Source organism: Saccharobesus litoralis, assembly GCF_003063625.1.
GTDB lineage: Bacteria > Pseudomonadota > Gammaproteobacteria > Enterobacterales > Alteromonadaceae > Saccharobesus > Saccharobesus litoralis.
The window spans coordinates 4,074,036-4,100,586 of sequence record NZ_CP026604.1 but is presented as its reverse complement, the minus strand read 5'-3'; the positions used below and the strand labels follow the sequence as shown (position 1 = coordinate 4,100,586).

Annotated in this window: 22 protein-coding genes; 13 read left to right on the top strand and 9 right to left on the bottom strand. The window is 39.2% G+C overall.

The genetic code is table 11. From position 1 onward, the window contains the following. Positions 1-154 precede the first annotated feature (154 nt). Positions 155-1,261: a Zn-dependent alcohol dehydrogenase gene (locus C2869_RS14935; protein WP_108603706.1), complete on the top strand. Its 1,107-nt coding sequence runs from the start codon at positions 155-157 to the stop codon at positions 1,259-1,261. 98 nt (positions 1,262-1,359) lie between these two features. Continuing rightward, a complete protein-coding gene (locus C2869_RS14930) occupies positions 1,360-2,160 on the top strand; it encodes an alpha/beta hydrolase (protein ID WP_108603705.1) in 801 nt (266 codons plus the stop codon). Between the two features lie 80 nt (positions 2,161-2,240). Here the strand turns inward: C2869_RS14930 and cysZ are convergent, their stop codons facing one another. After that, positions 2,241-2,930 carry a sulfate transporter CysZ gene (cysZ, locus tag C2869_RS14925; protein WP_108605077.1) on the bottom strand — a complete coding sequence of 230 codons (690 nt, stop codon included), beginning with the start codon at positions 2,928-2,930 and terminating at the stop codon, positions 2,241-2,243. Positions 2,931-3,165: 235 nt separating this feature from the next. On the opposite strand from cysZ, the gene smc reads away from it, so the two are divergent. Both smc and zipA read left to right on the top strand, forming a co-directional pair. Further along, positions 3,166-6,666, top strand: a complete 3,501-nt coding sequence (smc, locus tag C2869_RS14920; protein ID WP_108603704.1) for a chromosome segregation protein SMC — start codon at positions 3,166-3,168, stop codon at positions 6,664-6,666. 15 nt (positions 6,667-6,681) lie between these two features. Continuing rightward, the gene (gene zipA / locus C2869_RS14915) at positions 6,682-7,581 is read left to right on the top strand and encodes a cell division protein ZipA (RefSeq protein WP_108603703.1); all 900 of its coding nucleotides are present in this window, start codon (positions 6,682-6,684) and stop codon (positions 7,579-7,581) included. Between the two features lie 98 nt (positions 7,582-7,679). Here the strand turns inward: zipA and rdgC are convergent, their stop codons facing one another. From rdgC to C2869_RS14900, 3 genes are read right to left on the bottom strand one after another with little or no spacing between them, the layout of a single operon-like run. Continuing rightward, complete coding sequence (gene rdgC, locus C2869_RS14910; protein WP_108603702.1) at positions 7,680-8,588, bottom strand: recombination-associated protein RdgC; 909 nt, start codon at positions 8,586-8,588, stop codon at positions 7,680-7,682. A gap of 51 nt (positions 8,589-8,639) precedes the next feature. Beyond that, positions 8,640-8,945 carry a DUF3301 domain-containing protein gene (locus tag C2869_RS14905; RefSeq protein ID WP_108603701.1) on the bottom strand — a complete coding sequence of 102 codons (306 nt, stop codon included), beginning with the start codon at positions 8,943-8,945 and terminating at the stop codon, positions 8,640-8,642. Between the two features lies 1 nt (position 8,946). Beyond that, the gene (locus C2869_RS14900; RefSeq protein WP_159084191.1) at positions 8,947-9,999 is read right to left on the bottom strand and encodes a DUF3549 family protein; all 1,053 of its coding nucleotides are present in this window, start codon (positions 9,997-9,999) and stop codon (positions 8,947-8,949) included. A gap of 332 nt (positions 10,000-10,331) precedes the next feature. On the opposite strand from C2869_RS14900, the gene C2869_RS14895 reads away from it, so the two are divergent. The 3 genes from C2869_RS14895 to C2869_RS14885 are packed head-to-tail and all read left to right on the top strand — an operon-like array spanning position 10,332 to position 11,844. Continuing rightward, a complete protein-coding gene (locus tag C2869_RS14895) occupies positions 10,332-10,655 on the top strand; it encodes a YqcC family protein (protein ID WP_108603698.1) in 324 nt (107 codons plus the stop codon). A gap of 2 nt (positions 10,656-10,657) precedes the next feature. After that, on the top strand, positions 10,658-11,398 hold the full coding sequence (truC, locus tag C2869_RS14890) for a tRNA pseudouridine(65) synthase TruC (protein ID WP_108603696.1): 741 nt from the start codon (positions 10,658-10,660) through the stop codon (positions 11,396-11,398). Continuing rightward, positions 11,395-11,844, top strand: a complete 450-nt coding sequence (locus C2869_RS14885; protein ID WP_108603695.1) for a flavodoxin domain-containing protein — start codon at positions 11,395-11,397, stop codon at positions 11,842-11,844. The genes truC and C2869_RS14885 overlap by 4 nt, the downstream gene beginning before the upstream one ends. A gap of 89 nt (positions 11,845-11,933) precedes the next feature. Here the strand turns inward: C2869_RS14885 and C2869_RS14880 are convergent, their stop codons facing one another. Together C2869_RS14880 and ettA are read right to left on the bottom strand one after the other, a co-directional pair. Continuing rightward, a complete protein-coding gene (locus C2869_RS14880; RefSeq protein ID WP_108603694.1) occupies positions 11,934-12,302 on the bottom strand; it encodes a PilZ domain-containing protein in 369 nt (122 codons plus the stop codon). Between the two features lie 76 nt (positions 12,303-12,378). Continuing rightward, the gene (gene ettA / locus C2869_RS14875) at positions 12,379-14,046 is read right to left on the bottom strand and encodes an energy-dependent translational throttle protein EttA (RefSeq protein WP_108603693.1); all 1,668 of its coding nucleotides are present in this window, start codon (positions 14,044-14,046) and stop codon (positions 12,379-12,381) included. A gap of 201 nt (positions 14,047-14,247) precedes the next feature. On the opposite strand from ettA, the gene C2869_RS14870 reads away from it, so the two are divergent. From C2869_RS14870 to C2869_RS14850, 5 genes are all read left to right on the top strand, one after another. After that, on the top strand, positions 14,248-17,238 hold the full coding sequence (locus C2869_RS14870; protein ID WP_108603691.1) for an EAL domain-containing protein: 2,991 nt from the start codon (positions 14,248-14,250) through the stop codon (positions 17,236-17,238). Between the two features lie 132 nt (positions 17,239-17,370). Further along, positions 17,371-18,021: a GNAT family N-acetyltransferase gene (locus C2869_RS14865; RefSeq protein ID WP_108603690.1), complete on the top strand. Its 651-nt coding sequence runs from the start codon at positions 17,371-17,373 to the stop codon at positions 18,019-18,021. A gap of 190 nt (positions 18,022-18,211) precedes the next feature. After that, positions 18,212-19,111: a methyl-accepting chemotaxis protein gene (locus C2869_RS14860; protein ID WP_108603688.1), complete on the top strand. Its 900-nt coding sequence runs from the start codon at positions 18,212-18,214 to the stop codon at positions 19,109-19,111. A gap of 118 nt (positions 19,112-19,229) precedes the next feature. Beyond that, positions 19,230-19,952 (top strand): DUF2982 domain-containing protein, encoded by a 723-nt coding sequence (locus C2869_RS14855; protein WP_159084190.1) that lies wholly within the window; start codon positions 19,230-19,232, stop codon positions 19,950-19,952. Between the two features lie 185 nt (positions 19,953-20,137). After that, on the top strand, positions 20,138-21,805 hold the full coding sequence (locus C2869_RS14850; protein ID WP_108603686.1) for a DUF342 domain-containing protein: 1,668 nt from the start codon (positions 20,138-20,140) through the stop codon (positions 21,803-21,805). A gap of 40 nt (positions 21,806-21,845) precedes the next feature. Here the strand turns inward: C2869_RS14850 and C2869_RS14845 are convergent, their stop codons facing one another. The 3 genes from C2869_RS14845 to xseA form a co-directional block, all read right to left on the bottom strand. Beyond that, the gene (locus tag C2869_RS14845; protein WP_108603684.1) at positions 21,846-22,433 is read right to left on the bottom strand and encodes a TcpQ domain-containing protein; all 588 of its coding nucleotides are present in this window, start codon (positions 22,431-22,433) and stop codon (positions 21,846-21,848) included. 103 nt (positions 22,434-22,536) lie between these two features. After that, positions 22,537-23,466, bottom strand: a complete 930-nt coding sequence (gene lpxL, locus C2869_RS14840) for an LpxL/LpxP family Kdo(2)-lipid IV(A) lauroyl/palmitoleoyl acyltransferase (RefSeq protein ID WP_108605076.1) — start codon at positions 23,464-23,466, stop codon at positions 22,537-22,539. A 73-nt stretch (positions 23,467-23,539) separates the two neighbouring features. After that, on the bottom strand, positions 23,540-24,886 hold the full coding sequence (gene xseA, locus C2869_RS14835; RefSeq protein ID WP_108603683.1) for an exodeoxyribonuclease VII large subunit: 1,347 nt from the start codon (positions 24,884-24,886) through the stop codon (positions 23,540-23,542). Positions 24,887-25,040: 154 nt separating this feature from the next. On the opposite strand from xseA, the gene guaB reads away from it, so the two are divergent. Continuing rightward, positions 25,041-26,510, top strand: a complete 1,470-nt coding sequence (gene guaB, locus C2869_RS14830; protein ID WP_108603682.1) for an IMP dehydrogenase — start codon at positions 25,041-25,043, stop codon at positions 26,508-26,510. Positions 26,511-26,551: the final 41 nt, after the last annotated feature.

Sequence of the window (26,551 nt, the reverse complement as noted above, 5' to 3'; positions counted from 1 at the left end):
AAATACAAGATATTGACATAAATCAAATGACTAACGTCATATTAAGTTATTTAAGCGCAAATTCATGATATATGCGAGTTAATTTTTATCAGATTTTTGCCCTTTTTCATGCTCAAATGGGCTTATCTAGGATTTCAATTGTTGAGAATTTGTTATGAGAACAGCAAAAGCCCTAATTTCTGATGGTCAAGGTCATTACCAAGTTGAAACGGTTCAGGTTGGTGATCCACAAGCGGGTGAAGTATTAGTTAAGATTGAAGCTTCCGGTATTTGTCATACTGATTGGGATTCGATCCAAAACTGGAATAAAAAATTTATTGTTGGGCACGAAGGGGCTGGCATTGTTGCAGCCGTTGGTGAAGGGGTCACAAAAGTCGCAGTGGGTGACAAGGTTATTCTTAATTGGGCAGTGCCTTGTGGCGAATGTTTTCAGTGTAGAGAAGGTAACTTGCACATTTGTGAGAAAAACTCACCTGTATGCGGCTGTGGTTTAGACGGTCACGCGCATATTGAAACATCCAAATGCGATGACGAGCCAATTGAGCGTTCTTTCCATTTGGGTACTATGTGTGAGTATTCAGTGGTTAAACAAGCCGCTGTGGTTAAAGTGGAGCAAGATATTCCCTTTACCTCCGCTTGTATTGTTGGCTGCGGCGTAATGACAGGATGGGGTTCAGTGGTTAATGCTACCGACATTACTGCGGGTTCGAACGTTTGCGTTATTGGTTGTGGTGGTGTTGGCTTAAATGCCATCCAAGGCGCAGCAATGTCAGGCGCGGGTAAAATTATCGCTATTGATATTAGCCAAGAACGCATTGAACAAGCCAAAGAATTTGGCGCAACCCATGGCGTTATTGCCGATCGGGATGACATTGATTTTATTAAAGTGCGTGAAGACGTTAAAAAATTAACCGATGGTCGTGGAGCTGACTACGCATTTGAGTGTACAGCCATTCCAGCTTTAGGTTCGGCGCCACTAGCGTTAATTCGTAGTGCAGGTACCGCAGTACAGGTAAGTGGTATTGAGCAACGTATTGACTTTGACTGTGAGCTATTTGAGTGGGATAAAAAATATATTAACCCATTGTATGGTATGTGTAATCCTGATCGTGATTTCCCTCGTTTGATGGAATTATATGACAGCGGTAAATTAAAATTGGACGAGCTAGTCACGAAAAAGTATCAGCTAGAAGATATGGAACAAGCATTTGATGACATGCTTAATGGTCGTATTGCCAAAGGCGTGGTTGTTTTTTCGTAACATTCAGTGTTTGCATAAAACCCTACTTGGTCATCATCTACGGATAAATCTAGTTTAGATTTATCCGTATCATCATAATTGAAATTAAGGGCATATCGATGGCTATTAATCGATTAGAAATTTCCAACCCAGAATACACACCTGATAACACTCAAGTGGTTACCATTCACTCAAGCAACCTTAATCGCCGGCATGATATCTCGCTATATAATGTCAATGCGCCGGGGCAAGATGTCCCCGTGGTGATTTTAATGCACGGCGTTTATGGCAACCACTGGGTTTGGATGCATTTGGGTGGGTTACACAAAGTATATGACGATATGCAACAGCAGGGCTTAACTGACTTTGTAGTCGTTATGCCGTCTGATGGCGGACTCATGGATGGTTCAGGTTACTTACCTTTAATTGAACAAGGCAACTATGACGGTTGGATAGTTGAAGATGTATTGGCAGCCGTCAAGCAAACGGTTGATTGCGTTACTGAAAATAGCAATGTATATATTTCTGGTTTATCTATGGGTGGCTATGGTGCATTGAGGTTAGGCGCTAAATATCCAGAAATATTTAAAGGTATATCAGCCCATTCATCAGTTACCAGTTTGGATGACTTACAGCAATTTATTGACAACCCCATTAGTGATTACCAATGCCAATCTAGCAATGAAGCGAATATTCGTTATTGGCTTGAAAAACATAAAGCCATCTTGCCACCAATCCGTTTTGATTGTGGTAAAGATGATAGCCTGTTCGAGAGTAATTTATCACTTGAAAAATTTATGTTAGAGCAGGGAATAGAACACAGTTTTGAAGCGTTTAGTGGTGGCCATGAATGGCCATACTGGAATGAACATGTCAGAAAAACTCTGACGTTTTTCGCGCAGATTGAAAAAAGCAGTTAGTATTGAACGATTAAACGCTTGATAAATATAAAATAAAGCGAGCAGAGTTGCTCGCTTTTTGTGTTTGCCGATATCAATTTTTATCGATAGCGCTCAACAAACATCTTAGTCGCACCACATACGGCAACCGGCATGATTAAAAAGTTTATTATTGGGACCATGGTACAGATCATCACACCAGCGCCGAATGATAAATTTTGCGCTTTATTCTGCCATAGTGAATCCTTCATTGTATCAAACTCGATTTTGTGATTATCGAACGGGTAGTCACAATATTGGATCGCCATAGACCAAGCCGAAAATAAAAGCCATAAAACCTGACCAATTACGGGCACAAACCAAAACAGTAATAAGAAACCAATCGATTTAGGAATGAAATAAATGAGTTTTTGCCATTCGCGCTTTAATGTGCGCGACACTTCGGCGGAAATACTGGTTTCATCATTTAAGCTTTGACCGGTTAATAATGCCTCTGTCTTTTCCGCTAATATTCCGTTAAAGGGAGCTGCGATAAAATTAGCAACGGTAGTGAAAACAAACATAAACAGGACAAATGTCGCGATAATAATAAGAGGCGATACCAGAACGGATAACCAAGACAGCCATTCAGGTAATAAATTGTATACCCAGTTTGTTATGGCATCCAATTGCAAGCTCATCCACCAAAGGGCAGCAGAAAACAGTATGAGATTCAGTAGAAGAGGGATAAAAACAAAACGCTTTAATCCTTTTTGTTGAATTAGGCCAAAGCCATCTAAAAGATAATTCATGTAAATTTGATTCCATTTTGAAGCTTTGGCAACACTAATCAAAAGTGGGGTATGTGACAAGATCCTATCCGCTAAATACCAATATATTTACGGTAAACTCAGGATTATTTATTTTGGTTTAGCGAAAAAGCTTAATAAAAACCCGATTAGTTAAAAGTCGATTGTGACAAGCTTAAGCTTCTGTTATGTTTGGCGTTTATGTTGAATTTTCTCTATAAAGTCGTTAACTAACCTGATGCGCTTAAAACAAATTAAATTGGCCGGTTTTAAATCGTTTGTCGATCCGACAACAGTGCCTTTCCCAGCGCAAATGACAGCAATCGTTGGCCCTAATGGCTGTGGAAAATCTAACATTATCGACGCTGTACGTTGGGTGTTGGGTGAAAGCTCAGCTAAAAACTTACGCGGCGATGCGATGACAGATGTCATTTTTAACGGTTCTAGTTCACGAAAACCTGTTTCGCAAGCCAGTATTGAATTGGTTTTTGATAATAGTGAAGGACGCCTACAAGGCGAATATGCGGCTTACAATGAAATCTCAATTAAACGTTTAGTGACACGAGAAGCCGTTTCTAATTATTTCCTCAATGGTAATAAATGTCGAAAAAAAGACATTACTGAGCTTTTTCTTGGTACCGGTTTAGGGCCTCGTTCGTACGCGATTATTGAACAAGGCATGATCTCTCGTTTAATTGAATCCAAACCGCAAGAACTCAGAATATTTATTGAAGAAGCAGCAGGGATCTCTAAATACAAAGAACGTCGGCGCGAAACAGAAAACAGGATCCGCCATTCGCGTGATAATTTGGCGCGGTTAGACGATGTGCGAATCGAGCTACAACAACAGTTAGAAAAGTTGCAACGTCAAGCAGCCGCAGCTCGTCGCTTTAAAGAATTAAAAGCAAAAGAACGCAAATATAAATCTGAGCATTGCGTTTTGCGCTGGATCCGCTTAAACAGCCAAACTGAAACCCTAGATTCAGATATTAAATCAAGACAAATTGAACTTGAGAAAATTTTAACGGAACAGTCTGGTGGTGCAACCCATTTAGATACGTTAAAAACCAAGCAATCAGAATACAAGCACAGCCTAGAGTTAGTTAATCAACAATTGTTTGCGATAGCTCAGCAAATTACTAAAGCTGAACAGCAGCAATTGCATTTGCGCGAAAAGAAAAATTCATTAGTTCGTGACAGCCAAAATCAACAAGGTGAAAAACAGAGCCTAACTAGCCAGTTAACAGAAGCTGAAGAACGATTAGCTGAGCTTGAAGAAACCTTGTCTCTACTCGAACCTGAACATGAAGAATTGCAAGAGCAAGTTGAAGAAGCCGCAATTTATCTGGAAGAGCAAGAACAAGATTACGAAACTGCGTTACAAGGCTGGCAAACTCAATCTGAAAAATACTATCAAATCGACAACGAATTAAAATCGGCACGCGCTCGGATTGTATCTATTGATCAATTGATGGCAAAGTCACAACAACGTATTAGTCGCTTACAAACTGACTTAAATGACGTTGATAACAAATCCATCGACATTGATACTGCTGAATTAGAAGAAGCACTAAGCGAGCAAAAATTAGAACAAGAATTTCTTGCAGAGCAAATAGTCGAAAGCGAAGTTAATATTGAACAACTCAATGAACAATTAAAAACGCATTCACAATCTGTACAAATCGCGCAAACTGCTTTGCAGAAATGCCACGGCCAAATTGCGTCGTTAGAAACCTTAATTGAACGCAGTCACAATCAAGACGATGCTTCACTTGAAAAATGCTTAGATGATCTAGGTATTCATATTCAAGGTGGGTTATTTGATTTAATAAGTGTAGAACCTGGGTGGGAGCTTGCGGTAGAAACCGTGCTGAATCAATACAGTTCAGCTTTAATCACTCATACACAAGTAAATAATAACGAGGTTAGCCAGTTACAAAACGCGAGTGCGGCCAACTATTTAATTTCATTAAGTTCATCTGAAAAGTCTGAACAGAAACCACAAATTATAGCTAATACATTGGCGACTAAAGTTCAGGCTCCTGATTTTGTTATTCGATTGCTCAATAATGTGCTGATTGATACCGAGCTTGCTTGCCATTCGCTTGGTGCGTTTACCAGTGTCATATCACAAACGGGATATTGGTACGGCAATGATTGGTGCTATATACCAGGTAATCATCAAGATAGCGTTTTGGCCCTGAAAAATGATTTGCTAGATAAGCAAGCGCTATTGAATCAACTGACAGACCAAGTTCAACTGGCAACACAACAAAAGGAAGATGTTGAAATCAAATTGGAGCAAGCATCCAACGATTACAAAAGTTTGGTTCAACAATCAAATCAAACTGGACAACTTATTAATAAGCTTTCATTAGAACTACAACAAGTCAAAAGCCAGCAAGCTGATGGCAAGCAGCGTAAAGCTCGATTAATGGAAGAGTTAGACGAGCAAAAATTAGCACTTGAAGAAGAACTAATGGAAAAAGAAGAGTTGCAAATGAACTTGGAAACTATCCAAGAGCAGCTTATCGACCTAGAATCAAACCAACAAAACGCCAATCAACAAAAAACGCAATTGAGTCAATCGGTTAGTTTGGCTAGGCAAACCTTAGATCAACAAAAAAATACATTACACCAAGCTGTCTTAAAAATACAAAGTACTCAAGGTCAAATAGCTACAGCGACTCAAGCCATTACTAGTGCAAAGCAACGTGTGCAAACCATAGATGAGCGTGGTGTTGAAATGCAAATGGAGCTTGACGATATTGATCTTCCATTAGAAGAAGCGGCTATCCAACTGCAAGAAAGCTTGGAACAAAAAGCAGAAATAGATGTTCAGCGGGTCGAAGTAGCCAACGCGCTAAGCCAAGTTGATGATGAAATTAACGAGTTAGAAAAAGGCCAACATGGTGTATTTGCTCGAGCTCAAAAATTACGTGATGAAATATCAGCGCTACAAGTTGAACGAGAAGGGTATCATGTACGGGCTAATTCTGTTTTAGAGGCATTAAATGATACCGGCCAACATTTAAAGGATGTATTACAAAGCCTACCTGAAGAAGCAGATGAGCAAATTTGGTCGCAAGAACTTGAAAAAACTACTCAAGCGATAAACCGTCTTGGCGCGATTAATCTCGCGGCCATTGAAGAATATGAACATCAAAGTGAACGAAAACAATATTTGGATGCCCAACATGACGATTTGGTTTCTGCGTTAGAAACGCTTGAAGAGGCGATACGTAAAATTGATCGTGAAACGCGCACTAAATTTAAACAAACATTTGATGTGGTAAATGACGACTTACAACGGTTATTCCCTAAAGTGTTTGGTGGTGGCGCTGCATGGTTAGAACTTACAGGTGAAGATTTACTCGACACCGGTGTTACAATTATGGCTAGGCCACCGGGTAAAAGAAATAGTACAATCCATCTACTTTCCGGTGGAGAAAAAGCGTTGACCGCATTATCATTGGTGTTTGCCATATTTAGACTTAATCCAGCCCCATTTTGTATGTTGGATGAAGTCGATGCACCGTTAGATGATGCTAACGTAGGGCGTTTTTGCCGATTAGTTAATGAAATGTCGGCCAGCGTACAATTTATATTTATTTCCCATAATAAGATCGCTATGGAAATGGCGACCAATTTAGTCGGTGTTACTATGCAAGAGCCTGGTTGCTCGCGTATGGTTGCCGTTGATGTAGATAAAGCAATAGAGCTCGCAGAAGCCTCATAGAGAGAATAGTAAACAATGGATGATCTTCGCATTGTATTAATGGTTTTAGGTGTGTTAGCCGTTGTCGCGCTAATTGTTCATGGTATGTGGACAGTCCGTAAAAATAATCAAGATGAAATTGCTGATGCGCCTCGATCAGCTAAATTAAACATGTCGTCTTCAGAAACGATAGAAGATAACTCGTCAGCGGCTGAGGATGTCAAAGTAAAACCCGCCAATGAAACAATAGTTAAAGAAAAAGTCGTAAAAGAGAAATCGAGCCTTTTTTCTCGTAAAGCCAAAATAGAACCAGAACCAACTAAACAACGAGTTGAACCTAATTTTGATGAGGGACAACTTGAGATGGAGTTGCCAGCCGAGACCCGTTCAATCGATGATGCAGCCTTAAGCTCGGTAGATATTGAACCTGAACCTCAAACGGTTGAAGACAGCACTAAAGTGACTAATGCTACTAACGCCAGTGCAGAACCTGAAGCCACTTCTGAACCTGATCAAGTATTAATACTAAATGTTGTCGTACCTGAAGGGCAGGTTATCTCGGGGGCTGCGTTACTACCATTTTTACTGACCTTAGGCTTTAAATTTGGTGAAATGGCGATTTTTCACCGTCATGAAGAAAGTTCGGGAGATGGTGACGTGTTATTTAGTTTGGCGAATATGTTTAACCCTGGCACCTTCGACATAGACAACATGGAGACATTTTCGTCGCAAGGTATCTCTTTGTTTATGACCTTGCCAGTAAAAGGCGAAGCCACTCAAGTGTTTAATATGATGCATAATGCGGCTAAAAAATTAGCGGCCGAGTTTAACGGTCAAGTTTTAGATGGTCAGCGTAGTGTATTAACTCGGCAAACGGTTCAGCATTATGTTGAACGTATTCGTGAATATGAACGCAGACAGCTGTTAAAGGCTTAATATTTTAAAGTTCTATTGAGCTAAAAATTCAACAATAAAAAGCCCGAGTGAACAATTCACTCGGGCTTTTTTATGCAATTTTTTAATCGACTAGCAGACTAGTTTTCTTGATCTTGACTGGCAAATAATTCGGCTAAATATTCAATAAAGCGAGTGAGTTCAGCCGACATTAAGATGAAATCAGCATCGAGTTTGGCTAAATGGTCATCCTCTGTAATGTCGTCATTTTGGCCTTTCAATTCGTCAGAAAATTTAATGCGTTTTATGGCTAAATCATCCTGAATAATGCACGACAGTGTTTCATCCCAGTCGATCGCCAGCTTCGTAACAAATTTACCTGTATCTAAGTGGTTTTGAATATCATCAGAATCTAGGGCAATATTTTTGGCTTTAATTGTCCCTTCATCTTCGGCAAAGTCTTTAAATTCGACTTCAGCACCTAATTCAATATTGGCTGGTGTTTTACCTCTGACCCATTCATTTAACTCCGCCATCACGGGTGATTCAATATCTAACGGAACAACGGGTAGAGTACCTAATGTTTTGCGCAAGTAAGCAAGTATTTCTTCTGCTTTACTAGAACTCGCACTATCAACAATAATAAAGCCAGACTTTTTAGCGATAAAAGCTTGAGTGAAAGAAGATTTGACAAAAGCTTGTGGTAGTAAACTATGTATTAATTCTTCTTTAATATTTTGTTTTTCTTTACCTTTTACTTTTCTGCCTTCAGCTTGCTCAATCGTTTTACATTTTTCTTCTAATAATTCTTTAACAACCGAAGCAGGCAGTACTTTTTCTTGCTTTTTAAGATTAATTAACAAGAAATCACCGGCTTGGTGTACTAAATTTTGAGCATTTGGTGCTAATGAAGGTGCCCAACCATACGATTGAATTTCTGTATTGCCACAGGGCTTAAATGTAAAGTTACCGAGTTGTTCTTCCAGTTCATTTTGGTTTAATTCAAAAGGCTTGGTAAATTGGTAGAAAAGGGCGTTTTTAAACCACATGTGTCATTCTCTTTTTAATGTAGTGCTCAAATCTGGCGCTGGAATTGAATATTAAATGCGATAGGCATCGCAACTGATGTCGATTAATCTTTGGTTTTCTATCGTTAAATGGCCTTGGGCTTTATCTTCACCATTGCCACTAAATTCAAAAATATATTGGCTTTGCCATACCGCAAATTGTTGTTTAAAGAAACATAATTTAGTGGTGCTGCGAGCGCAAGAGATAAATTGTAAGTTATTTTTTTCGCAATAATTCTGGGCAATCAGCAGTGCTTGTTCGGCTTGCTTGCGCAGTTGCCAAAACTGCATACACACAGCCAAAATTAACGCGAGTATTAATATATCTAAAACTTGCATACTAAACTCGCTGTTGGCTGCTAACCATATTACGTAATGCTTTTCGCGTTTCGGGTAACATCAGCTCTTCTGCTAGCAATTGGAAAATTGGCTTGCGCAAAGAAGGGATTGCCACTAAATCCGCAAATAAAGCATTAAATACGCTGGGCGAGGTATTTACTGCGATATGCTCTAAAAATGCGACTAGACAGATATCTTGTTGCAAAGCAGACCAATTTCTAGCGACTAAAACCGTTAACACATCAGTCGATTTACCACTTTCTGTTGCTAATAAGTCAATCAATAATTCTCTGAAGTTTTGAGAATTGGCGTGACTGGCTAATATACGCAGGCTATTGGTTAATGATTGGTCAAGTGTAAATTGTTGTTGCCTAACGGAACGTATTAGGCGGTTTGCTAAAGCGCGAGAGATAACCGCATGTTCTAGTAAACTTGCTAATTCCGTTTGCAAAGCTAACGGTAAATCAAAATAAACGTTATCAAAGCTATTTTGATTATTAGGCAGGGTTAAATCAGTTACGAAGTCGGCCATACCTTGGGTTGACAACTGTTGCCATGACGATGCTTGTTGAGTTCCAGCTTGGTAGTTTTCAAAATATGCGGCACATTTTAAGTATTCGGGTGACGCTGGTTGCCCTAAGTCTTGCTTAACTTTGGCGTTTAAAATGGCCAGTTTCTTCTCTTCTGGTGGTTTTATATATGGGTTGTCGGGGATTTTTTGTTGAGCACTATCTTCTGCTGCAAACGTTGAACCCAATGCTTCAGTAATAATACTGACAAAATGGTTTCTAGCCCCCGAGTTAATCAAGCTTTCTTCATCTATCGGTAGATTTAAAAACCAAATATAAGGGTTATGTTTACTTTGTTTAGGCCAATACACAAGGGCAAACTTGGCCATTTGTTGAATTGGCGTAGGGTAGGGCTTCAGGCCATCCTCAAATGCAATAAAGTCGTTATTCGAAATTTTAGTTACAAGGCGTCCGGTATCGTAAACAGCGTAATCACAGCCCGCGACATCTAATAATTGATAGAGAGTTTGTATATTTTGTTGCACAGCATTAAGGGAAGGATTAATTCTGTGCGCATTATACTCTTCTCAACACAAGATGCTACCGCACAACGGAAGCCACTTTTCGCCAAAGCTTAAATTTAATGTATGGTTCAACAAGCTGCATTTTTTAAATATAGTCAAAGCGATCGGGTTTTAGGGGAAGCTGTCAAGCTTCGAGACCCCATGAGCATATGCTCTACTATGTGATTGGGGCGAGAAGCGCAGACAATGAACCATAAAATCTGAGCGAGAAGACTATAACCAGTGAAAATTGAGATTATCTTTTTCAAACGTATAATCAACCACTTTCAAGTTTTCCGGTTTAACCATCTGCCATGCCAAACCCACTTCAAGTTAAAATAATATTAAATGAGTTAGAACAAGCCATGCTAAATTGCGGTTTGTGGTCAATTACTAAACCTTCAAAAGAGGCATTGGCTAGCACTCAACCTTTTTGTTTAGACACCTTAGCGTTTGAACAGTGGTTGCAATTTGTTTTAATTAGTCGGTTTCATGCCATGATAGATTCGGGCGCGCCACTGCCGCCGAATATGAAGTTAATGCCAATTGCCGAAGAAGCGTTTAAAGAATACAAACAAGACTTAAGCAAAGTCATGCAGGTTATTCAAACCTTAGATAACTATTTCAACGAGTCGTAGTTATGCGCGAGCTTGACGTTTTATACCAAGATGATTACCTCATTGCTGTTAATAAACCATCGGGGTTGCTAGTGCATAGATCATTAATTGATAAGCATGAAACTGAATTTGCCTTGCAAACGGTGCGGGATCAGATCGGTCAATATGTTTATCCCGTGCATAGACTTGATAGGCCAACCAGTGGTGTTTTAATAATGGCATTATCGTCAGATATTGCGCGTAAAATATGCTTATCGATTGAGCAGCGATTAGTTAAAAAACAGTATCTTGCATTATGCCGAGGGTATATACCTGAAAAAGGTGAGATAGACTATCCATTAGTTGAACAATTGGATAAATTAGCAGATAAGGATGCATCCAAAACACCGGAAGCAAAATCGGCATTCACTGCCTATGAGAGAGTGGCAAGTAGTGAAATACCGGTCGAAATTAATCGCTACCCCAGTTCGCGTTTTAGCTTAGTTCGCTTATATCCTAGAGAAGGGCGTAAACATCAAATTCGTCGACATCTTGCCCATTTACGCCATCCAATTATTTATGATGTCAATTATGGAGACAATAAGTACAACCGCTATTTTAAAAATCAAAATAGTGAGGCAAGGTTAGCATTACACGCCGAGCGTATGATCATTCCGCACCCAGTCACAAACGCAAATCTCGATATTCGTTGTAAATTAGACATCAGCTACCAACAAATGTTAAAAACAGCGCACATTAATTTTAGTGAGGAAGTTACCCTATGAATAAAGTCGCGATTTTAGTGGGTTCCGTATACGGAGCGGCAGAGGAGCTAGGCGAATATATCGCAGGCGAATTAGCCGATAATACGATCACCCAAGTGTTTACAGATGCTGCATTAGCAGATGTATTAAGCTATGCACCAACGGTTTGGGTTGTTGTCACATCGACAACCGGCTTGGGTGATATACCAGACAATTTACTTGGACTGTTTGAGGAAATGAAAACTGAATTTCCTGATTTAAGCCACGCCAAATACGCCGTTGTTGCGATGGGCGATTCAACCTATGTTGACAGTTATTGTGGCGCAGGTAAGAAATTTGATGAGCTGCTAAAACAATTAACGGCTAAACCACTGCAAGATAGATTAGAGATAGACGCCTGTGAAACGATGGACCCGGTTGACTACGCTCAAGGTTGGGTAAAAGATTTAGCTGTTAATATTGATTAAATTAAAGCTTACGGTCTTTAAAGTGGTTAAACAGAAAGCCAAGACTGTTTATCAGCCTTGGCTTTTACTTAATTAGCCTTAGTTAAAAATTAGCCTTCATTAAAATGAGAAAGATGCTCTATATCACGGTTTAGTAACTCGTCATTGCCAATATTAAGTTCAATCATTCGGCGTAATACTGTCGCACTGTCTATATCAATATGATGGCAGCGCAAACCTAGTTGGTTATCTTCTTGATGGGTAATATTAACCGACATTAAGATAACATGCTCTGCATCGCCTAGACTAAACTCCATATGATATATGTGGTGAGGATCAAACTCTTGTGGTGTTGTTGTTTTAACCAACGCTCCTTTTAAAGATAAATCAAGCAATTCAACATTCCATGTTTTGTCGGCTAAATGTAATTTAGCCTTGGCTGAAAATACAATTCGCGTGAACCTGCGTCTATCATCCATTATTTTTACCTTAAAGTTAAAGCACTACCTTTTTTAAAAGATAGTGCAAATTCACCACATTGGCGACTGTCAGACATTAGCCAATTTTTTTGTACTTAATGCGATGCGGATTAAGTACAGCATCTTCACCTAATGTTTGTTTAAGCCATGCTTCGTAATCAGTATAGTTACCTTCATAGAAATTCACTTTACCTTCATCACGGTAATCAAGAATATGAGTAGCAATACGGTCTAAAAACCAGCGGTCATGCGAGATAACCATGGCACAACCAGGAAAATCTAACAACGCATTTTCAAGCGCGCGTAACGTTTCCACATCAAGATCGTTGGTTGGCTCATCCAGCAATAGGAAGTTACCACCGACCTTAAGTAGCTTAGCTAAATGCACGCGATTTCGCTCACCACCTGATAGTTCACCAATAATTTTTTGTTGATCCGTACCTTTAAAATTAAAGCGACTACAATAAGCGCGGGCGTTTATTTCATAGTTATTGATTTGGATTAAATCAGAACCTTCTGATATTTCTTGATAAACAGAGATGGTGTCATCCATGTGATCACGGAACTGATCAACGCTGGCAACTTTAACCGTGTCACCAAACTCAATTGAACCGCTATCTGGTTGCTCTATACCGCTAAGCATTCTAAATAGTGTCGATTTACCTGTACCGTTTGGCCCTATGATGCCGACAATTGCACCCTTAGGAACAGTAAAACTTAAATCATCAATTAATACCCGACCATCGTAAGATTTAGTTAAATTGTTAACCTCTAATACCTTGTCGCCTAATCGCTCTCCTGGCGGTATATATAACTCATTGGTTTCATTACGCTTTTGAGTTTCAGGATTATTTAGTTCTTCAAAGCGTGCCATACGGGCTTTGCTTTTTGCTTGACGACCTTTAGGGTTTTGTCTAACCCATTCTAATTCTTGCGCAATTGATTTTTGACGAGCTTTTTCAGCTTTCTGTTCTTGTTGTAAACGCGCATCTTTTTGCTCTAACCAAGAAGAATAGTTACCTTCCCAAGGAATACCGTGGCCACGGTCTAATTCTAATATCCAACCTGCAACGTTATCCAAGAAATAACGGTCGTGGGTAATAGCCACTACTGTGCCTGGGTACTCATGTAAAAAGCGTTCTAGCCAAGCAACAGATTCAGCATCCAAATGGTTGGTTGGTTCGTCTAGTAGCAACATATCTGGCTTGTCTAATAACAGTCGGCATAAGGCGACGCGGCGTCTTTCACCCCCAGAAAGTTTAGTTACGTCAGCATCCCAAGGGGGAAGGCGTAATGCATCGGCGGCTCTGTCTAAAACATTATCTATATTGTGGCCATCTTGTGATTCGATGATGGCTTCTAACTTACCTTGCTCTTTAGCGAGCGCGTCAAAATCAGCATCGGGTTCAGCATATTCAGCATAGACTTGGTCAAGACGGGCAATAGCGTTTTTAACTTCTGCTACGGCTTCTTCTACATTACCGCGAACATCTTTTTCAGGATCAAGTTGCGGTTCTTGCGGAAGGTAACCAATTTTGATGCCCGGCATAGGTCGAGCTTCGCCTTCAATTTCTTTATCTATACCTGCCATAATGCGTAACAGGGTAGATTTACCGGCGCCATTTAAACCAAGAACCCCAATTTTTGCGCCTGGGAAAAAACTAAGAGAAATGTCTTTTAAAATTTCACGTTTTGGCGGCACTATTTTGCCAACGCGAGACATACTATAAACAAACTGAGCCATGTTAAAAATTTCCTACGGATTGAAACTAATATTGGATATTCTATTGAGAATTAACCAATCGTTAAAGCTTTGTTATTGTTCACAGTGCAATTTTTCGGTTTTGAATGTATATTCTATGCATAACTAAGTGATCGTCATGGCCAATTTCATGAATCAAATACAGATTGCTTAATGGTGAAACAATAAATATTGACGGAAACTATGCTTGCTCGTAATCCAGCGAGATATTTTAATTCTCTATCGTCTAAACTAACCAGCCTAATCATAGCCTGCTGCCTTTTATCGGGTTTAGTGGGTGCCATCATATTCTCTAATGTAGAACGTGATTTTAGTCACGAGCGCATGGAAGACAAACTAAATAAAGTCGCTTTAACTGCCAGCAGTTACTTGAAACAAAACTTTGAGGCCATGGAAAAATTGGCAATAGTGGCTAATTCGCAATTAACGCAAAATATTCAGTTAGATTACACAACGCCTTTTTTACCAGCAGTAAATATAACCGAACACTCTGATGGTAGCTTTAGAAGTGATGATGGTGGCAGTGCTGCATTTTTGGCAAATCACAATGCATTAACCACTTCGAATGAACATTTATTTGCATCGTCTCTTGTTGGCTTTAAAGAAATAGCTGATGTAATGCGAACAAAGTTTTTAAACTTTTATTTTATCAGCAACCAAGACTTTATTCGCATTACCCCTGGTCAGTGGGCTCTTGAAATTGAAAGTGACCACAAATTTGCCAATGATTTATTTTATTCTGTCGCTACCCCCAAAAATAACCCAGATAAAAAGCCTATTTGGACGCCTATCTATTACGATGATATTTGGCAAAGCTGGATGACAAGTTTAATCCTACCCGTATATGTCGATAAACAATTTGTTGGCGTGACAGGTAGTGATGTGGTTATTTCAAGTTTACCAAGTGTATTAGGGCAATGGTTTGATGAACAAGGTAGTCAGTTTGCCTTTATTTTTGATGGTAATGGTAACATTATTTCACACCCAGATTATGATGCAGCATTAGCTCAACTTGCTGCTAAAATGAATAATCCATTAGAAAGTAAATCACTGATTTCCGAAGAACTGTCGAATGCCATTTCAAGTCAAATCAATCGAGGAACGCAAGCTAGTTTAGCGTATTATCAAAGTGGAAAAGAGCAAGGTTTTTGGATAGCTATTAAGCCCATTGCGGATCGAGATTGGTATGTGGCAGTCGCTGAATCAACCAAAGTAACCGACAAATATGTTAAGGAATTCCAAGCTGTTATTATTCTAGGTGTCATTGTATTTGGTATCGCACTTTCTTTTGTACTGTATATGGCGCTACGCCACACATTTTTAATTCGATTGCAAAAACTCGCTAAAAACGTTTCTCGTCATAAATCTGGTGAGTTTGATATAGGCAATGAGAAACAACGTAAAGATGAAGTGGCAACAGTAGCGCGAGCATTGCGCAACATGACTGCGGAAAATCAAAAACTCATTTTGGGTCTGGAAGAAGAAATCACTCAAAAAAGTGAAGCTCAATATAATGCTCGCTTATTAACTAGTGCCGTTGAACACAGTGAAACGGCAATTGCGATTATTGATGAAACATTTTCAATTGTTTATACCAACCCTAAATTTAATCGTTTAGTGTATTGTGACGGGTCTCCCATAGGCCAACAAATTCAACAAATTTTTGATGAACAGATGGTATGGGTATTAGATACCGCTTATGAGCAATTAATAGCTGGTGAATCATGGAAAGGTGATTTACTACTTAAAAGTAAAGATGAAAATGCGACTTGGGTTTCACAAACTTTTTCGCCGATGGATGACGATATCCAAGGAAAAACCTATTATGTGTCTGCTTCGCACGATATTTCGTTTATCAAGCGTAGTCAGCAGCAAATGGAAAAATTGGCTTATCATGACCCGTTAACCGGCTTATACAATCGCGCTTACTTTAAAAACCAACTGAGTAAAGCATTAGAAATGACGCGCCGCGGCCATTATGCTTTTGCGTTGTTTTATTTTGATCTTGACCAATTCAAAAGAATTAACGATACATTAGGCCATGATGCGGGTGACGAATTACTAATCAGTATTTCTAATCGATTAACCAATCGACTTCGTAATGAAGATACAATTGCTAGGTTAGGTGGTGACGAATTCGCCGTGATCGTAAGCGGTGTTGGTACTCCCGAAAAAGCCGCGGCCGTAGCCAATAATTTACAAAATGAAATTAAACAACCGGTTAAATTACCCGGTGCTGAAGTGATTGTTTCCGCAAGTATTGGTATCACTCTAGTTCCACAAGATACCGATGACATGGAGTCTTTGTTACGTAATGCTGATCTTGCTATGTATAAAGCGAAAGATCTTGGACGAAGTACATTTCATTTCTTTGATCCTGTTTTGGGTAGTGCAGCGCAAAAATCTATCGTCATTGAAAGCCAATTACGTGAAGCCATTAAGCACAAACAATTTGAACTGCATTTTCAGCCACAAATTGATTTAGCATCCAAAACTATCTTTGGTTTTGAAGCGCTAGTTCGGTGGAACAAGCCAGAAGAAGGGCAAATTCCTCCTAATGTGTTTATCCCTATTGCCGAACAATCAGGCCTTATTGTTGAAATTGGTGAATGGGTACTAGATGAAGCTTGTCGATTTATAAGTCGTATTAATCGTAAATTCGATAGCCAATATATGATAGCGGTTAACTTATCAGCCAGACAATTCAAAGATAGCAATATTACTCATGCCATCAAAAAAGCTATGGTAAACGCTAGAATAAAGCCTGAGTGCTTAGATATTGAAGTGACTGAAACTATGCTAATGGGTAACATTGAAGAAGCCATTGCCCACATGCAAGATATTAAAGCGCTAGGCGTGCAATTATCGATAGATGACTTTGGTACCGGTTATTCTAGCCTAAGTTATTTAAAGCGTTTTCCGGTTAATACTTTAAAGGTTGATAGAGCCTTTGTTAAAGATATTCCACACGATACCGACGATATGGCGATTTCAGCAGCCATTATAGCCATGGCTCATAAACTAAAAATGCATGTCATCGCTGAAGGTGTCGAAACCCAAGAGCAAGTTGACTTTTTACGAGACAATCATTGTGAAATTGGTCAGGGATATTTATTTAGCCGACCGTTAGCAGAAAAAGAGTTAATCAGTTTTATAGAAAATTATAAAATCTAAGGCTATGTCTGTAACGGCATAAGTTGAAAAGTAACGTATAAAACACGTAGTGATTTTGGCAATCTAACCGTGAACTTTGCGCATAATAGCCTTCAAATATATTATTGTTAAGGTATATACCGAGGAATAATAATGACTATTCAGGATGTTGGTACAAAGCAGTTAAAAGCGGCTTTTCTTTCTGGGGAAGATTTAAACGTTGCTAGCTCTATTTTGTTTCAAGCTTACCACGACGATCCTTTTTTTATGGATTGCTTTAATGGCAATAATCAAGGTTATGAACAAAGATTGCGAGCGGCGATCCGAGAGGAGTTGACGTTTTTCTTTGATAAGCAACAACCGATCATTGGTGTATATGACGCCAACGAGCACTTAATTGCCGTTACCTGTGTGATAGAACCATTAACGGATTTTGGTGCCGGTCGTTTTTGGCATTGGCGCTTAAAAATGATGTTAACGACAGGATATATTTCAACCAAAAGCATGATAGAAAAAGAAAAAATAGTTCGGCAATCTATTCCTGATACTGTATATCATTTAATCGCATTTATCGCGGTTCAGCCCAATTACCAACATGCTGGTGTGGGACATTTTATGCTTGGCGCTATAGATAGTTTAGTCAGCGAACATGAAAATACCCAAGGGATTGGTGTATTAGTGACAGTTGAAAAACTCCAAGCTTTTTTTGCCGATTGTGGTTATCAAGCAATAAAACCACTGTCTATTGGTGATATCAGTGCTCAATTAATGTATAAGCCTTATTCAAATGAAAACAGTAAGTAATTCATTTAGAAATAAATTTCAGTGTCGATAATAATATAACTTAGGTAAAAACCTGAAATGCCTACTATTATTAAAGGCAATGCAAAATAAATTGCTTAGATTTGTGGTGTAATTGCTCAATTATGCTATAAAGTCAGATAAAACGTTGTCGAGCAAATTTGATAATTACAACAATGAGGAACGCTTCTAAATGTTCAGTTTTTTAAGCCCGCAGATCCCCGAAGACAAAACCCTGATAGACAAACGTGAATTAAGTGAATTAAGAGATAAAGCCGCGGCGTTAGATAAAGTAATTGAATGTGATGCAGCGGCAATTGCTCGCGAGTTGGCTGATAATGCCAACCAATTAAATGACAATGCCAGTCGTCGATTATCTAAAATAGAATCCAGTTCTGAGCTTGTCCGCAGCTTTATAGAGCAAACTACTGAAGTTGAGCGGATATCACAAAGTGCGTTTGAATCCTCGTCTGAAACAGCAAGTACTAGTCAAGACTGTATTGAACAGTTAAGTAAGCTTGCTGAAAATATCAAAAGTTCAGCTCAATTTATTGGAGAGTTTACTGCGTTGCTAGCCAACCTTGATGAAAACAGTAAAAATATTGACCAATTGGTTGAATCGATTAAAGGCATTGCTGCTCAAACAAACTTACTTGCATTAAACGCAGCTATTGAGGCAGCCCGAGCAGGTGAACATGGACGAGGATTTGCTGTGGTTGCAGATGAAGTTCGCTCTCTTGCTAATACCGCAAATGAATCGGCCGACCAAATCCAAACAGAAATGCACAAAATTATGGATATCTCTACAGAGATTATCGATAAACAAAAAGATGTTGAAAATTTAATCGAAGCCAGTGTCGCTATTACTGACGAAACAACAGGACAGTTAGGCTCGTTGGCAGAACTTGCTAACACTAACTCACAAAATGTTGGGCAAATAATGGAAAGTGTACAAGGTCAAATGGGCAGTGTAGATAATATTCGCCATACGATGGAAGAGTTGGTAGAAGATACGCAACATGCAATTGAAAGTGCAGATCGAACAACTGTGCTTACTCAGCAACTCGAGTCTGAGTTGCAAGCGTTAAAATAGAGCTATTCTAGTTTTTTAAGTAGGGGGCATTAGCCCCCTTTTTTATGTTTAAAAAAATTATTAAAAAAGTGTTTTGGCCTGACTGCTCACGATGTCGGCACTATCGTGCCATGGTGTATTGGGCTATATTGATGTTAATCATAAGTTTTTATTATTTTTGATAATGCGTAAGCACCTTCACTTAGTAAAACCATTAACTAGAGCAAATGGCTTTAACCTTGTGTTATTTAGCGTAGCGGGTCTGTTCGTCTATTTAATATTAAGTCATCTGGATGTTATCGAGCATAAAGTTGTTCATATATTTTGGACTTTATCGATTGGAATTTGTGCGTTAATTGGTGTGTTAAAAATATTTGAACCTGTGGTCAGTTGTGAACTAGACGATACTGGGTTTATCTATTGCCACCGTAAAGGATTACTAAAGGTTAGGTGGGCTGATATTAGAAGAGTTGGCGAAGTATCAATAGCAGAAGGTCTTGAAAACAGAGCTCTGCCATTTATCGGTATTAAATTAATCGCAATTGATAATTTACTAGAAGAAACTTCATTACGCGTTATGTCGTCACTTATTGTTGAGCAACGTGCGTTACTTACCCAAATAATGAGTCGCCAATGTCAAATGGGTGAATGTATTGGTGAAGAAATTTTAAACACCGACCCTTATAAAACTGAAACAAAAGAGTACAAAGGTGTACAAGCTATGTTTGCTAACCAGCTCTGTTTATTAAATAAATATGCGGGTTATCATATTATTCTTGCAGAAGGGTTGTTAGATAGAAAGCCAAGTGAATTTATACAGTTGCTTAAACAATATAAAAATAGTCATCCCATTGTCGATTAATAATTGGCACAAACCCTGCTTTATTTTTAGGGTTAAACAAAAGCAGTTTACCTGTGATTTGTTTGATTTAGTTCACTTACCTTGTAAAACCCGCAAAAAATCCTAGGTTGAATGAGTCAGGTTTGTTAAGGTTAAGTAGATGATGTAAACAGACCATAAATAATAAAAATTAGTTAACGAATCAAATGACGCAACTCACTTACCAAATCGATGATGCTGGCAGTAAACTATGGTTAGTCGCGTCTTTTGAGGCGCAAGCAACACCAATTGTCCTCGATACCATTACTAATTTATTTAAAGAGTCTGAATTTGCAAACTTTTACTATGATGAAGAAAAAGCCAAAGATGCGGTTGCTCTTATTAATGAGAAAGTCACCAAAACGTCAGCGGATAAAGAATTTCGTCATGTCATTGCTGAAAAGCGCGGCGCTAAAATAAAAATAAAATTAAGTGCAGATAAAATGACGGCCAGTGCGGAAGTGATTTGTCCGTTTGGCGGCAACGCTTTGACAGCTAAGCAAATTATTCGTTGTTTAAGCCAAGTCGGCGTAACAATGGGCATCGATCAAACAGCCGTAAAAGAACTGGCTACAGCGATAGAAGAAGGTGAGCCAGGGCAAACCGTTGTTAAAGAATTGGCTAAAGGGAAATATCCCGTCAAGGGTGAAGACAGCACTTTTGAATCATTAACTAAAAACGCACGTGATCGCATTTTAGTTCCACAAGAAACCGGCGCCGCAGGCAAAGTCGATATGCGAGACTTAGGTGAACTCATATCGGTTAAGCAGGGCGCTGAGCTAATGCGTCGCCACCCACCAACATTAGGCAAACCCGGTTTTACCGTACAAGGTGATACCTTGCAACCAGAGCCAGGCAAAGAAATTGCGTTTGAGGTAGGCGAGGGTGTCAAAATATCCGACTCTGATCCCAATCTACTTATTTCTGAGATGGCAGGTTTACCTTATGTGCTAGAACAAGGTATGCGTGTCGATAATGTTTTAATGCTTACAGGGGTTAATATCACAACAGGGCATATCGATTTTGAAGGCGGAGTCGTTGTTAATGGTGACGTTGCTGAAGGCATGCGCCTAAAAGCTAGTGGCGATGTGACGATTACAGGTTTTGTTGAAAACGCTGATATTGATGTTGAAGGTGATTTAACGGTTGCGAGCGGCATTGTCGGGCGTCGAACTGATGAAATTGAAGGCGACGCACTTCCCGAGTTTCACTGTAATGTTAAAGCTAAAGGGATAGTTGCAGCGAAGTATATTCAATATGTTAACGTTGAAACGCAAAGTGAAGTGCACGTTTCAGCGCAGTTAATGCATAGTAAAGTACAGGCGAAAAAAGTACGAGGCGGTCACGACAAAAATATTGGTGGTAAAATTGTCGGTGGCTGGTTTGAAGTCGAACAAAGTGTGGAATGTGCAACCATTGGTGCAGCCGCTTCAACCCATACTCATATATCACTTTTTCCGCATTATCGCTCATTACAAACTAAATTAATTAGTGTCAATAAACTGGTTGATGAAAAGCAATTGGTGGTGGCAGATATTAAACTTGCTTGGAAACACTTACAAAAATTACCAGACGATGGCTCAAAAGCCGAACTGTTAGCCAAAACCAAAGCGAACTATAACGAACACAACAAACTTTTAAAAAGACTGTTGCATGCGCAAACTAAGTTAAATAAGCAAATAGAAGAAGGATTAGCGGCTGCTAAGGTCGTCACAACCCAAAAGATGTATGCTAATACTAAGGTTAAATTGGGTAAGATGAACTGCCACACTGAGCGTGACTATGACGCTTTAACGGTTAAATATTCAGAAGGTAAACTGCTAAAAGTTGGTTAAGTCCTGTTAAATGAACTGAATTAGTTCAGATTAAATAGGCTTAACCGTTACGACTGGCTTTAATACAATCTGATCGCAGATAATCTGTCATTTTATCGGAAATAACCAAGGCTCTTTGTTGTGGACAAAAGTAACCATGAACTTGTGATACAAAATCGGCATCGATTGCTTTTGTCACTTGGTATAAAGTGCCAATCGCGTTAGAGGTAACTTTGAATGGATGCTTAACAACATAATCTCTGTCTAACCACCAAACTAGATTCACTAGCTCTTTCTCTGCAATTTTTGACAATTCCGTTTTTAATGTGGTTCCACGTGTGAATTCATATTGTTTAACTCGTCCGCTCCATTTTCCTTCTACAGGGCGAGTGACTTTTGAAAGTGCGGCTAATTGTTTATCTATATCTATAGTTTTAGCGTTGTTTAGTTCCACAACAAATATTTCACGTTGAACAGGGTTGCGTTCAAAGTTGGCTTTCATTTCACCATAAAAGTCTGAAAGACCCTTAGCTGGTGACTTACTGCTAGCTTCCGTTTGTTCACTTGAATATTGCTGTAACGAAATAATTGTCACGCCTGCAGCAATAACCACAACAATAATGAATATATGTTTGAGCCAAAACAACATGATTTTGCTTTACTTAAATATCAATTTGGACTACCGATGATAAGGTTGGTTAAAAATTAAGTCAAACCAAGCGTAACCCTATAAAGTATTAGTTTTATATTATCTATGAATATAAGTCATTTATTTCAGCATCTTGCGGACGAGTTTTAAATCGTCGATGCATCCACATATATTGTTCTGGTGCTATTAGTACCGCTTTTTCTATTAATTGATTTAACTTAATTGCGTCGGTAGTAGGGTCGCCGCTTGGGTAATTATCAATAACAGGGCTTAAATTAACCGTGTAACCAGAGTTATCTTGATGACGATGCAAACTAACTTGTACTAATTTACAACCTGACTTACTTGCAATTGAACTGGTGGCTGTGGTGGTACAGGTATGTTGCTCTGCAAAGAAAGGAACAAATACAGATTGTTTTATTCCATAATCTTGATCAGGGAAATAGCAAATTGATTCATTGTTTTTCAACGCTTTAAACAAGCCACGAATATCACGTTTGTTTATTTGATAGTTATTGTCACGTGAACGGCCTAGATATTGAAAATAATCCCAAACTTTATTGTTATTGGGTCGGTAAAAACCAATATTGGGATTACTCAGGCCTAATAAACGATTACAAACCTCTAAGCAAAGCATATGATGGGTGACAATTATAACGCCTTTCCCTGCTTGCTTAGCTTCAGCAATATGCTCAATACCAGTAACTTGACCTAAACGCTTAACACGCCAAGTTGGCCACCACCAACCTATGGCCGTTTCAAAAAGGGCGATCCCAGTCGATTTGAAATTTTCGACAACCAGTTTTTCTCGTTCTTGTTCGGTTTTTTCCGGAAAGCAAATTTCTAAATTACGACGGGTAATATGCACGCGCTTCTTGACCAATTTGTACATTATTAAACCAGCCAGTTTGCCTAATACAATAATAACGCGGTAAGGAAGCCATGAAAGGGCGTAAAGAATAAAAATACCCAGCCAATTTATCCAATACTTAGGAAGTAAAAATGACCAGGAAAACGTCGGCGCTTGAACCATAAAAACTGCTACATAAGGCAAAATTGCCGCTATTTTAAAGGCATTTGAAATCAATATTCAACTGAGTTTTCAGTTAATCCTTATTCACACCTAATACTTGGCAATTAACGTGGCCGTCTTGTAATTTAACTGTGACGCTTTGATTTACGTTAACTTGCTTTGTGCTTTTAATGACTTTTTTATCATCGTTTAACATAATGCTATAGCCGCGGTTAAGTGTCGCTAACGGACTAAATGCGTTAAGTTTTTCACCTAAAACAGCTAAACGATAAAGCTTTGGCTGAGTAAGAGTTTGCGCACTTGCATAAAATCGCTGTTGTAACGCTTGGGTTTTTAATTTCAGGTTTGCTAGTTTTTTTTCTGGTGAGTTAACACTTAACGCTTGTTGCAATTTGCTGTGTCTTGTTTTTTTATCATTCAACAGTTTAGTCATTGCATTGTTTAAACGGTATTGGTATTCGTCTAACTTTTGCTGTTGCTCATACAATCTATACTTAGGGTCTACTTTGACCAATTTTTGCTGAATATGGTTTAGTTTCGAATGATAGCCATAGATTAATTGCTTTATATTGGCCGCCAACCGTTGCTGTTTGAGTTGAATACGATTTTTATATTCTACAACCGTTGTTGAAATCACTTCAGCAGCCGCCGATGGCGTTGGCGCTCGGTGATCAGCGACTAAATCACTAATTGTTACATCCACTTCATGCCCAACCGCGCTTATTATGGGTAATGATGAATGAAAAATAGCCCGCGCAACTGGCTCTTCATTAAAACTCCACAAATCCTCTGTTGAACCACCGCCGCGTCCCACAATGAGCAGGTCAACTTCGTTACGTTGATTGGCTATCTCTATCATGTGACTAATTGTTGCTGCTGCTTCGTTACCTTGAACTAAACTAGGGTAAACAATAACTTCAATCGAAGGTGCACGCTTATGCAAAACAGATAAAATATCATGAATAGCAGCACCGGTTGGTGAGGTGATGACACCGACTTTATTGATTAATTTGGGTAATAGTTTTTTGCTTTCTTGAGCGAATAAACCTTCAGAGGCTAACTTAAACTTTAGTTTTTCAAACTGTTGCTTTAATAAACCTTCACCATCAGCTTCCATTTGTTCAACAATTAATTGATAGTCACCTCTGGGTTCATACAAACTGACTCGCGCTTTAACCAGCACTTGTTGACCATTTTCAACATTAAAGCGCACATGGCGATTGTTGCCTTTAAACATGGCCGTTTGCACCTGTGCTCGGTCATCCTTTAATTTAAAGTACCAATGTCCAGAACTGGCTTTTATTAGATTTGATACTTCACCTTGTACCCAAATTTGTAAAAAGTGAGTTTGCAGTAAATCTTTTACGGTATGATTTAAGCGTGAAACGCTGTATATGTTTTGAGCAGTCGTGAAATTCATTGAATTTATTAAGAAATTAGCAGCAAATTTCAGTTTACCTTAAATTACAAAACAGATAAAATGCGGCCGCAACATTTACTGAGGTTTACCGCACCCTAAGTGCGTTTTATTTGGCTCAAATAACCCTCCTTTAACTTGGTGAGAAGTTGCAAACATGCTAAGAATTGCTAAAGAAGCTTTAACGTTTGATGACGTTTTATTAGTACCAGGTCACTCGACAGTACTGCCTCATACGGCCGATCTTTCTACTCGTCTAACTAACAAAATTACTTTGAATATTCCAATGGTGTCTTCCGCAATGGACACAGTAACGGAAGCGGGCCTTGCTATTGCAATGGCGCAAGAAGGCGGTATCGGCTTTATTCACAAAAATATGACCATTAAAGAGCAAGCTGCTCAAGTTCGTAAAGTTAAAAAGTACGAAGCCGGTATGGTTAACGATCCCATTTCAGTTACTGCAGACAAAACCATTCGTGAAGTGATTGCGTTAAGTGAAAAAGTCGGATTTTCTGGATTCCCTGTCGTTGGCGATGACAATGCATTAGAAGGTATTGTAACTGCGCGTGATATCCGATTTGAAATTAATTTAGATCAACCCGTATCTGCCATCATGACTCCGAAAGAACGTCTTGTTACCGTAAAAGAAGGTGCAAAGCGTGAACAAATTCAAGAGTTAATGCACGACAACCGTATCGAAAAGATTTTAGTAGTAGATGATGCTTATAAATTAGCAGGTATGATCACAGTAAAAGATTTTCAAAAAGCCGAAAGTAAACCTAACGCTTGTAAAGATGAGTTTGGGCGTTTACGTGTTGGCGCAGCTGTTGGTGTGGGTGCCGGCACAGAAGAGCGAGTTGCGGCTTTAGTCGAAGCTGGTGCCGATGTTATCTTAGTTGATACTTCTCATGGTCACTCACAAGGTGTTTTGGATCGCGTTAAGTGGGTTAAAGATAACTTTCCACAAGTACAATTAATTGGTGGTAACGTAGCTACGGCCGAAGGTGCTATTGCATTAGCAGATGCAGGCGTAGATGCGGTTAAAGTGGGTATAGGCCCTGGCTCTATATGTACAACGCGTATCGTTACCGGTTGTGGTGTACCACAAATTACTGCGGTTGCCGACGCAGCAGAAGCAATGGCTGAACGTGGTATTCCTGTTATTGCCGATGGCGGTATTCGTTTCTCAGGTGATATTGCTAAAGCATTAGTAGCTGGCGCAAGTTGTATCATGGCAGGCTCTATGTTTGCAGGAACCGAAGAAGCACCAGGTGAAGTCGAGCTATATCAAGGTCGTTATTATAAATCATACCGTGGTATGGGTTCATTAGGCGCGATGAATCAAAAAGAAGGTTCAAGTGATCGTTACTTCCAAAAATCGAATGAAGCCGACAAGCTTGTACCAGAAGGCATCGAAGGGCGTATCGCTTATAAAGGTCCTATCTCAGCGATTATTCATCAACAATTAGGTGGTATTCGTTCTGCAATGGGATTAACCGGTTGTGGCACGATCAAAGACCTTAATACCAAAGCCCAGTTTGTTAAAATAACGTCTGCAGGTATGGGTGAGTCACATGTACATGATGTGCAAATCACTAAAGAAGCGCCTAATTATCGCTTAGGTTAAGCGTTATTAAATCAATTTATGCAGGCTGATACTTTGTTATC

Excerpts from the sequence above, each read along its gene's own strand:
- C2869_RS14935 (WP_108603706.1), top strand. The coding sequence starts at position 155 with ATGAGAACAGCAAAAGCCCTAATTTCTGATGGTCAAGGTCATTACCAA.
- C2869_RS14930 (WP_108603705.1), top strand. The coding sequence starts at position 1,360 with ATGGCTATTAATCGATTAGAAATTTCCAACCCAGAATACACACCTGAT.
- cysZ (WP_108605077.1), bottom strand. The coding sequence starts at position 2,930 with ATGAATTATCTTTTAGATGGCTTTGGCCTAATTCAACAAAAAGGATTA.
- smc (WP_108603704.1), top strand. The coding sequence starts at position 3,166 with ATGCGCTTAAAACAAATTAAATTGGCCGGTTTTAAATCGTTTGTCGAT.
- zipA (WP_108603703.1), top strand. The coding sequence starts at position 6,682 with ATGGATGATCTTCGCATTGTATTAATGGTTTTAGGTGTGTTAGCCGTT.
- rdgC (WP_108603702.1), bottom strand. The coding sequence starts at position 8,588 with ATGTGGTTTAAAAACGCCCTTTTCTACCAATTTACCAAGCCTTTTGAA.
- C2869_RS14905 (WP_108603701.1), bottom strand. The coding sequence starts at position 8,945 with ATGCAAGTTTTAGATATATTAATACTCGCGTTAATTTTGGCTGTGTGT.
- C2869_RS14895 (WP_108603698.1), top strand. The coding sequence starts at position 10,332 with ATGCCAAACCCACTTCAAGTTAAAATAATATTAAATGAGTTAGAACAA.
- truC (WP_108603696.1), top strand. The coding sequence starts at position 10,658 with ATGCGCGAGCTTGACGTTTTATACCAAGATGATTACCTCATTGCTGTT.
- C2869_RS14885 (WP_108603695.1), top strand. The coding sequence starts at position 11,395 with ATGAATAAAGTCGCGATTTTAGTGGGTTCCGTATACGGAGCGGCAGAG.
- C2869_RS14880 (WP_108603694.1), bottom strand. The coding sequence starts at position 12,302 with ATGGATGATAGACGCAGGTTCACGCGAATTGTATTTTCAGCCAAGGCT.
- ettA (WP_108603693.1), bottom strand. The coding sequence starts at position 14,046 with ATGGCTCAGTTTGTTTATAGTATGTCTCGCGTTGGCAAAATAGTGCCG.
- C2869_RS14870 (WP_108603691.1), top strand. The coding sequence starts at position 14,248 with ATGCTTGCTCGTAATCCAGCGAGATATTTTAATTCTCTATCGTCTAAA.
- C2869_RS14865 (WP_108603690.1), top strand. The coding sequence starts at position 17,371 with ATGACTATTCAGGATGTTGGTACAAAGCAGTTAAAAGCGGCTTTTCTT.
- C2869_RS14860 (WP_108603688.1), top strand. The coding sequence starts at position 18,212 with ATGTTCAGTTTTTTAAGCCCGCAGATCCCCGAAGACAAAACCCTGATA.
- C2869_RS14850 (WP_108603686.1), top strand. The coding sequence starts at position 20,138 with ATGACGCAACTCACTTACCAAATCGATGATGCTGGCAGTAAACTATGG.
- C2869_RS14845 (WP_108603684.1), bottom strand. The coding sequence starts at position 22,433 with ATGTTGTTTTGGCTCAAACATATATTCATTATTGTTGTGGTTATTGCT.
- lpxL (WP_108605076.1), bottom strand. The coding sequence starts at position 23,466 with ATGGTTCAAGCGCCGACGTTTTCCTGGTCATTTTTACTTCCTAAGTAT.
- xseA (WP_108603683.1), bottom strand. The coding sequence starts at position 24,886 with ATGAATTTCACGACTGCTCAAAACATATACAGCGTTTCACGCTTAAAT.
- guaB (WP_108603682.1), top strand. The coding sequence starts at position 25,041 with ATGCTAAGAATTGCTAAAGAAGCTTTAACGTTTGATGACGTTTTATTA.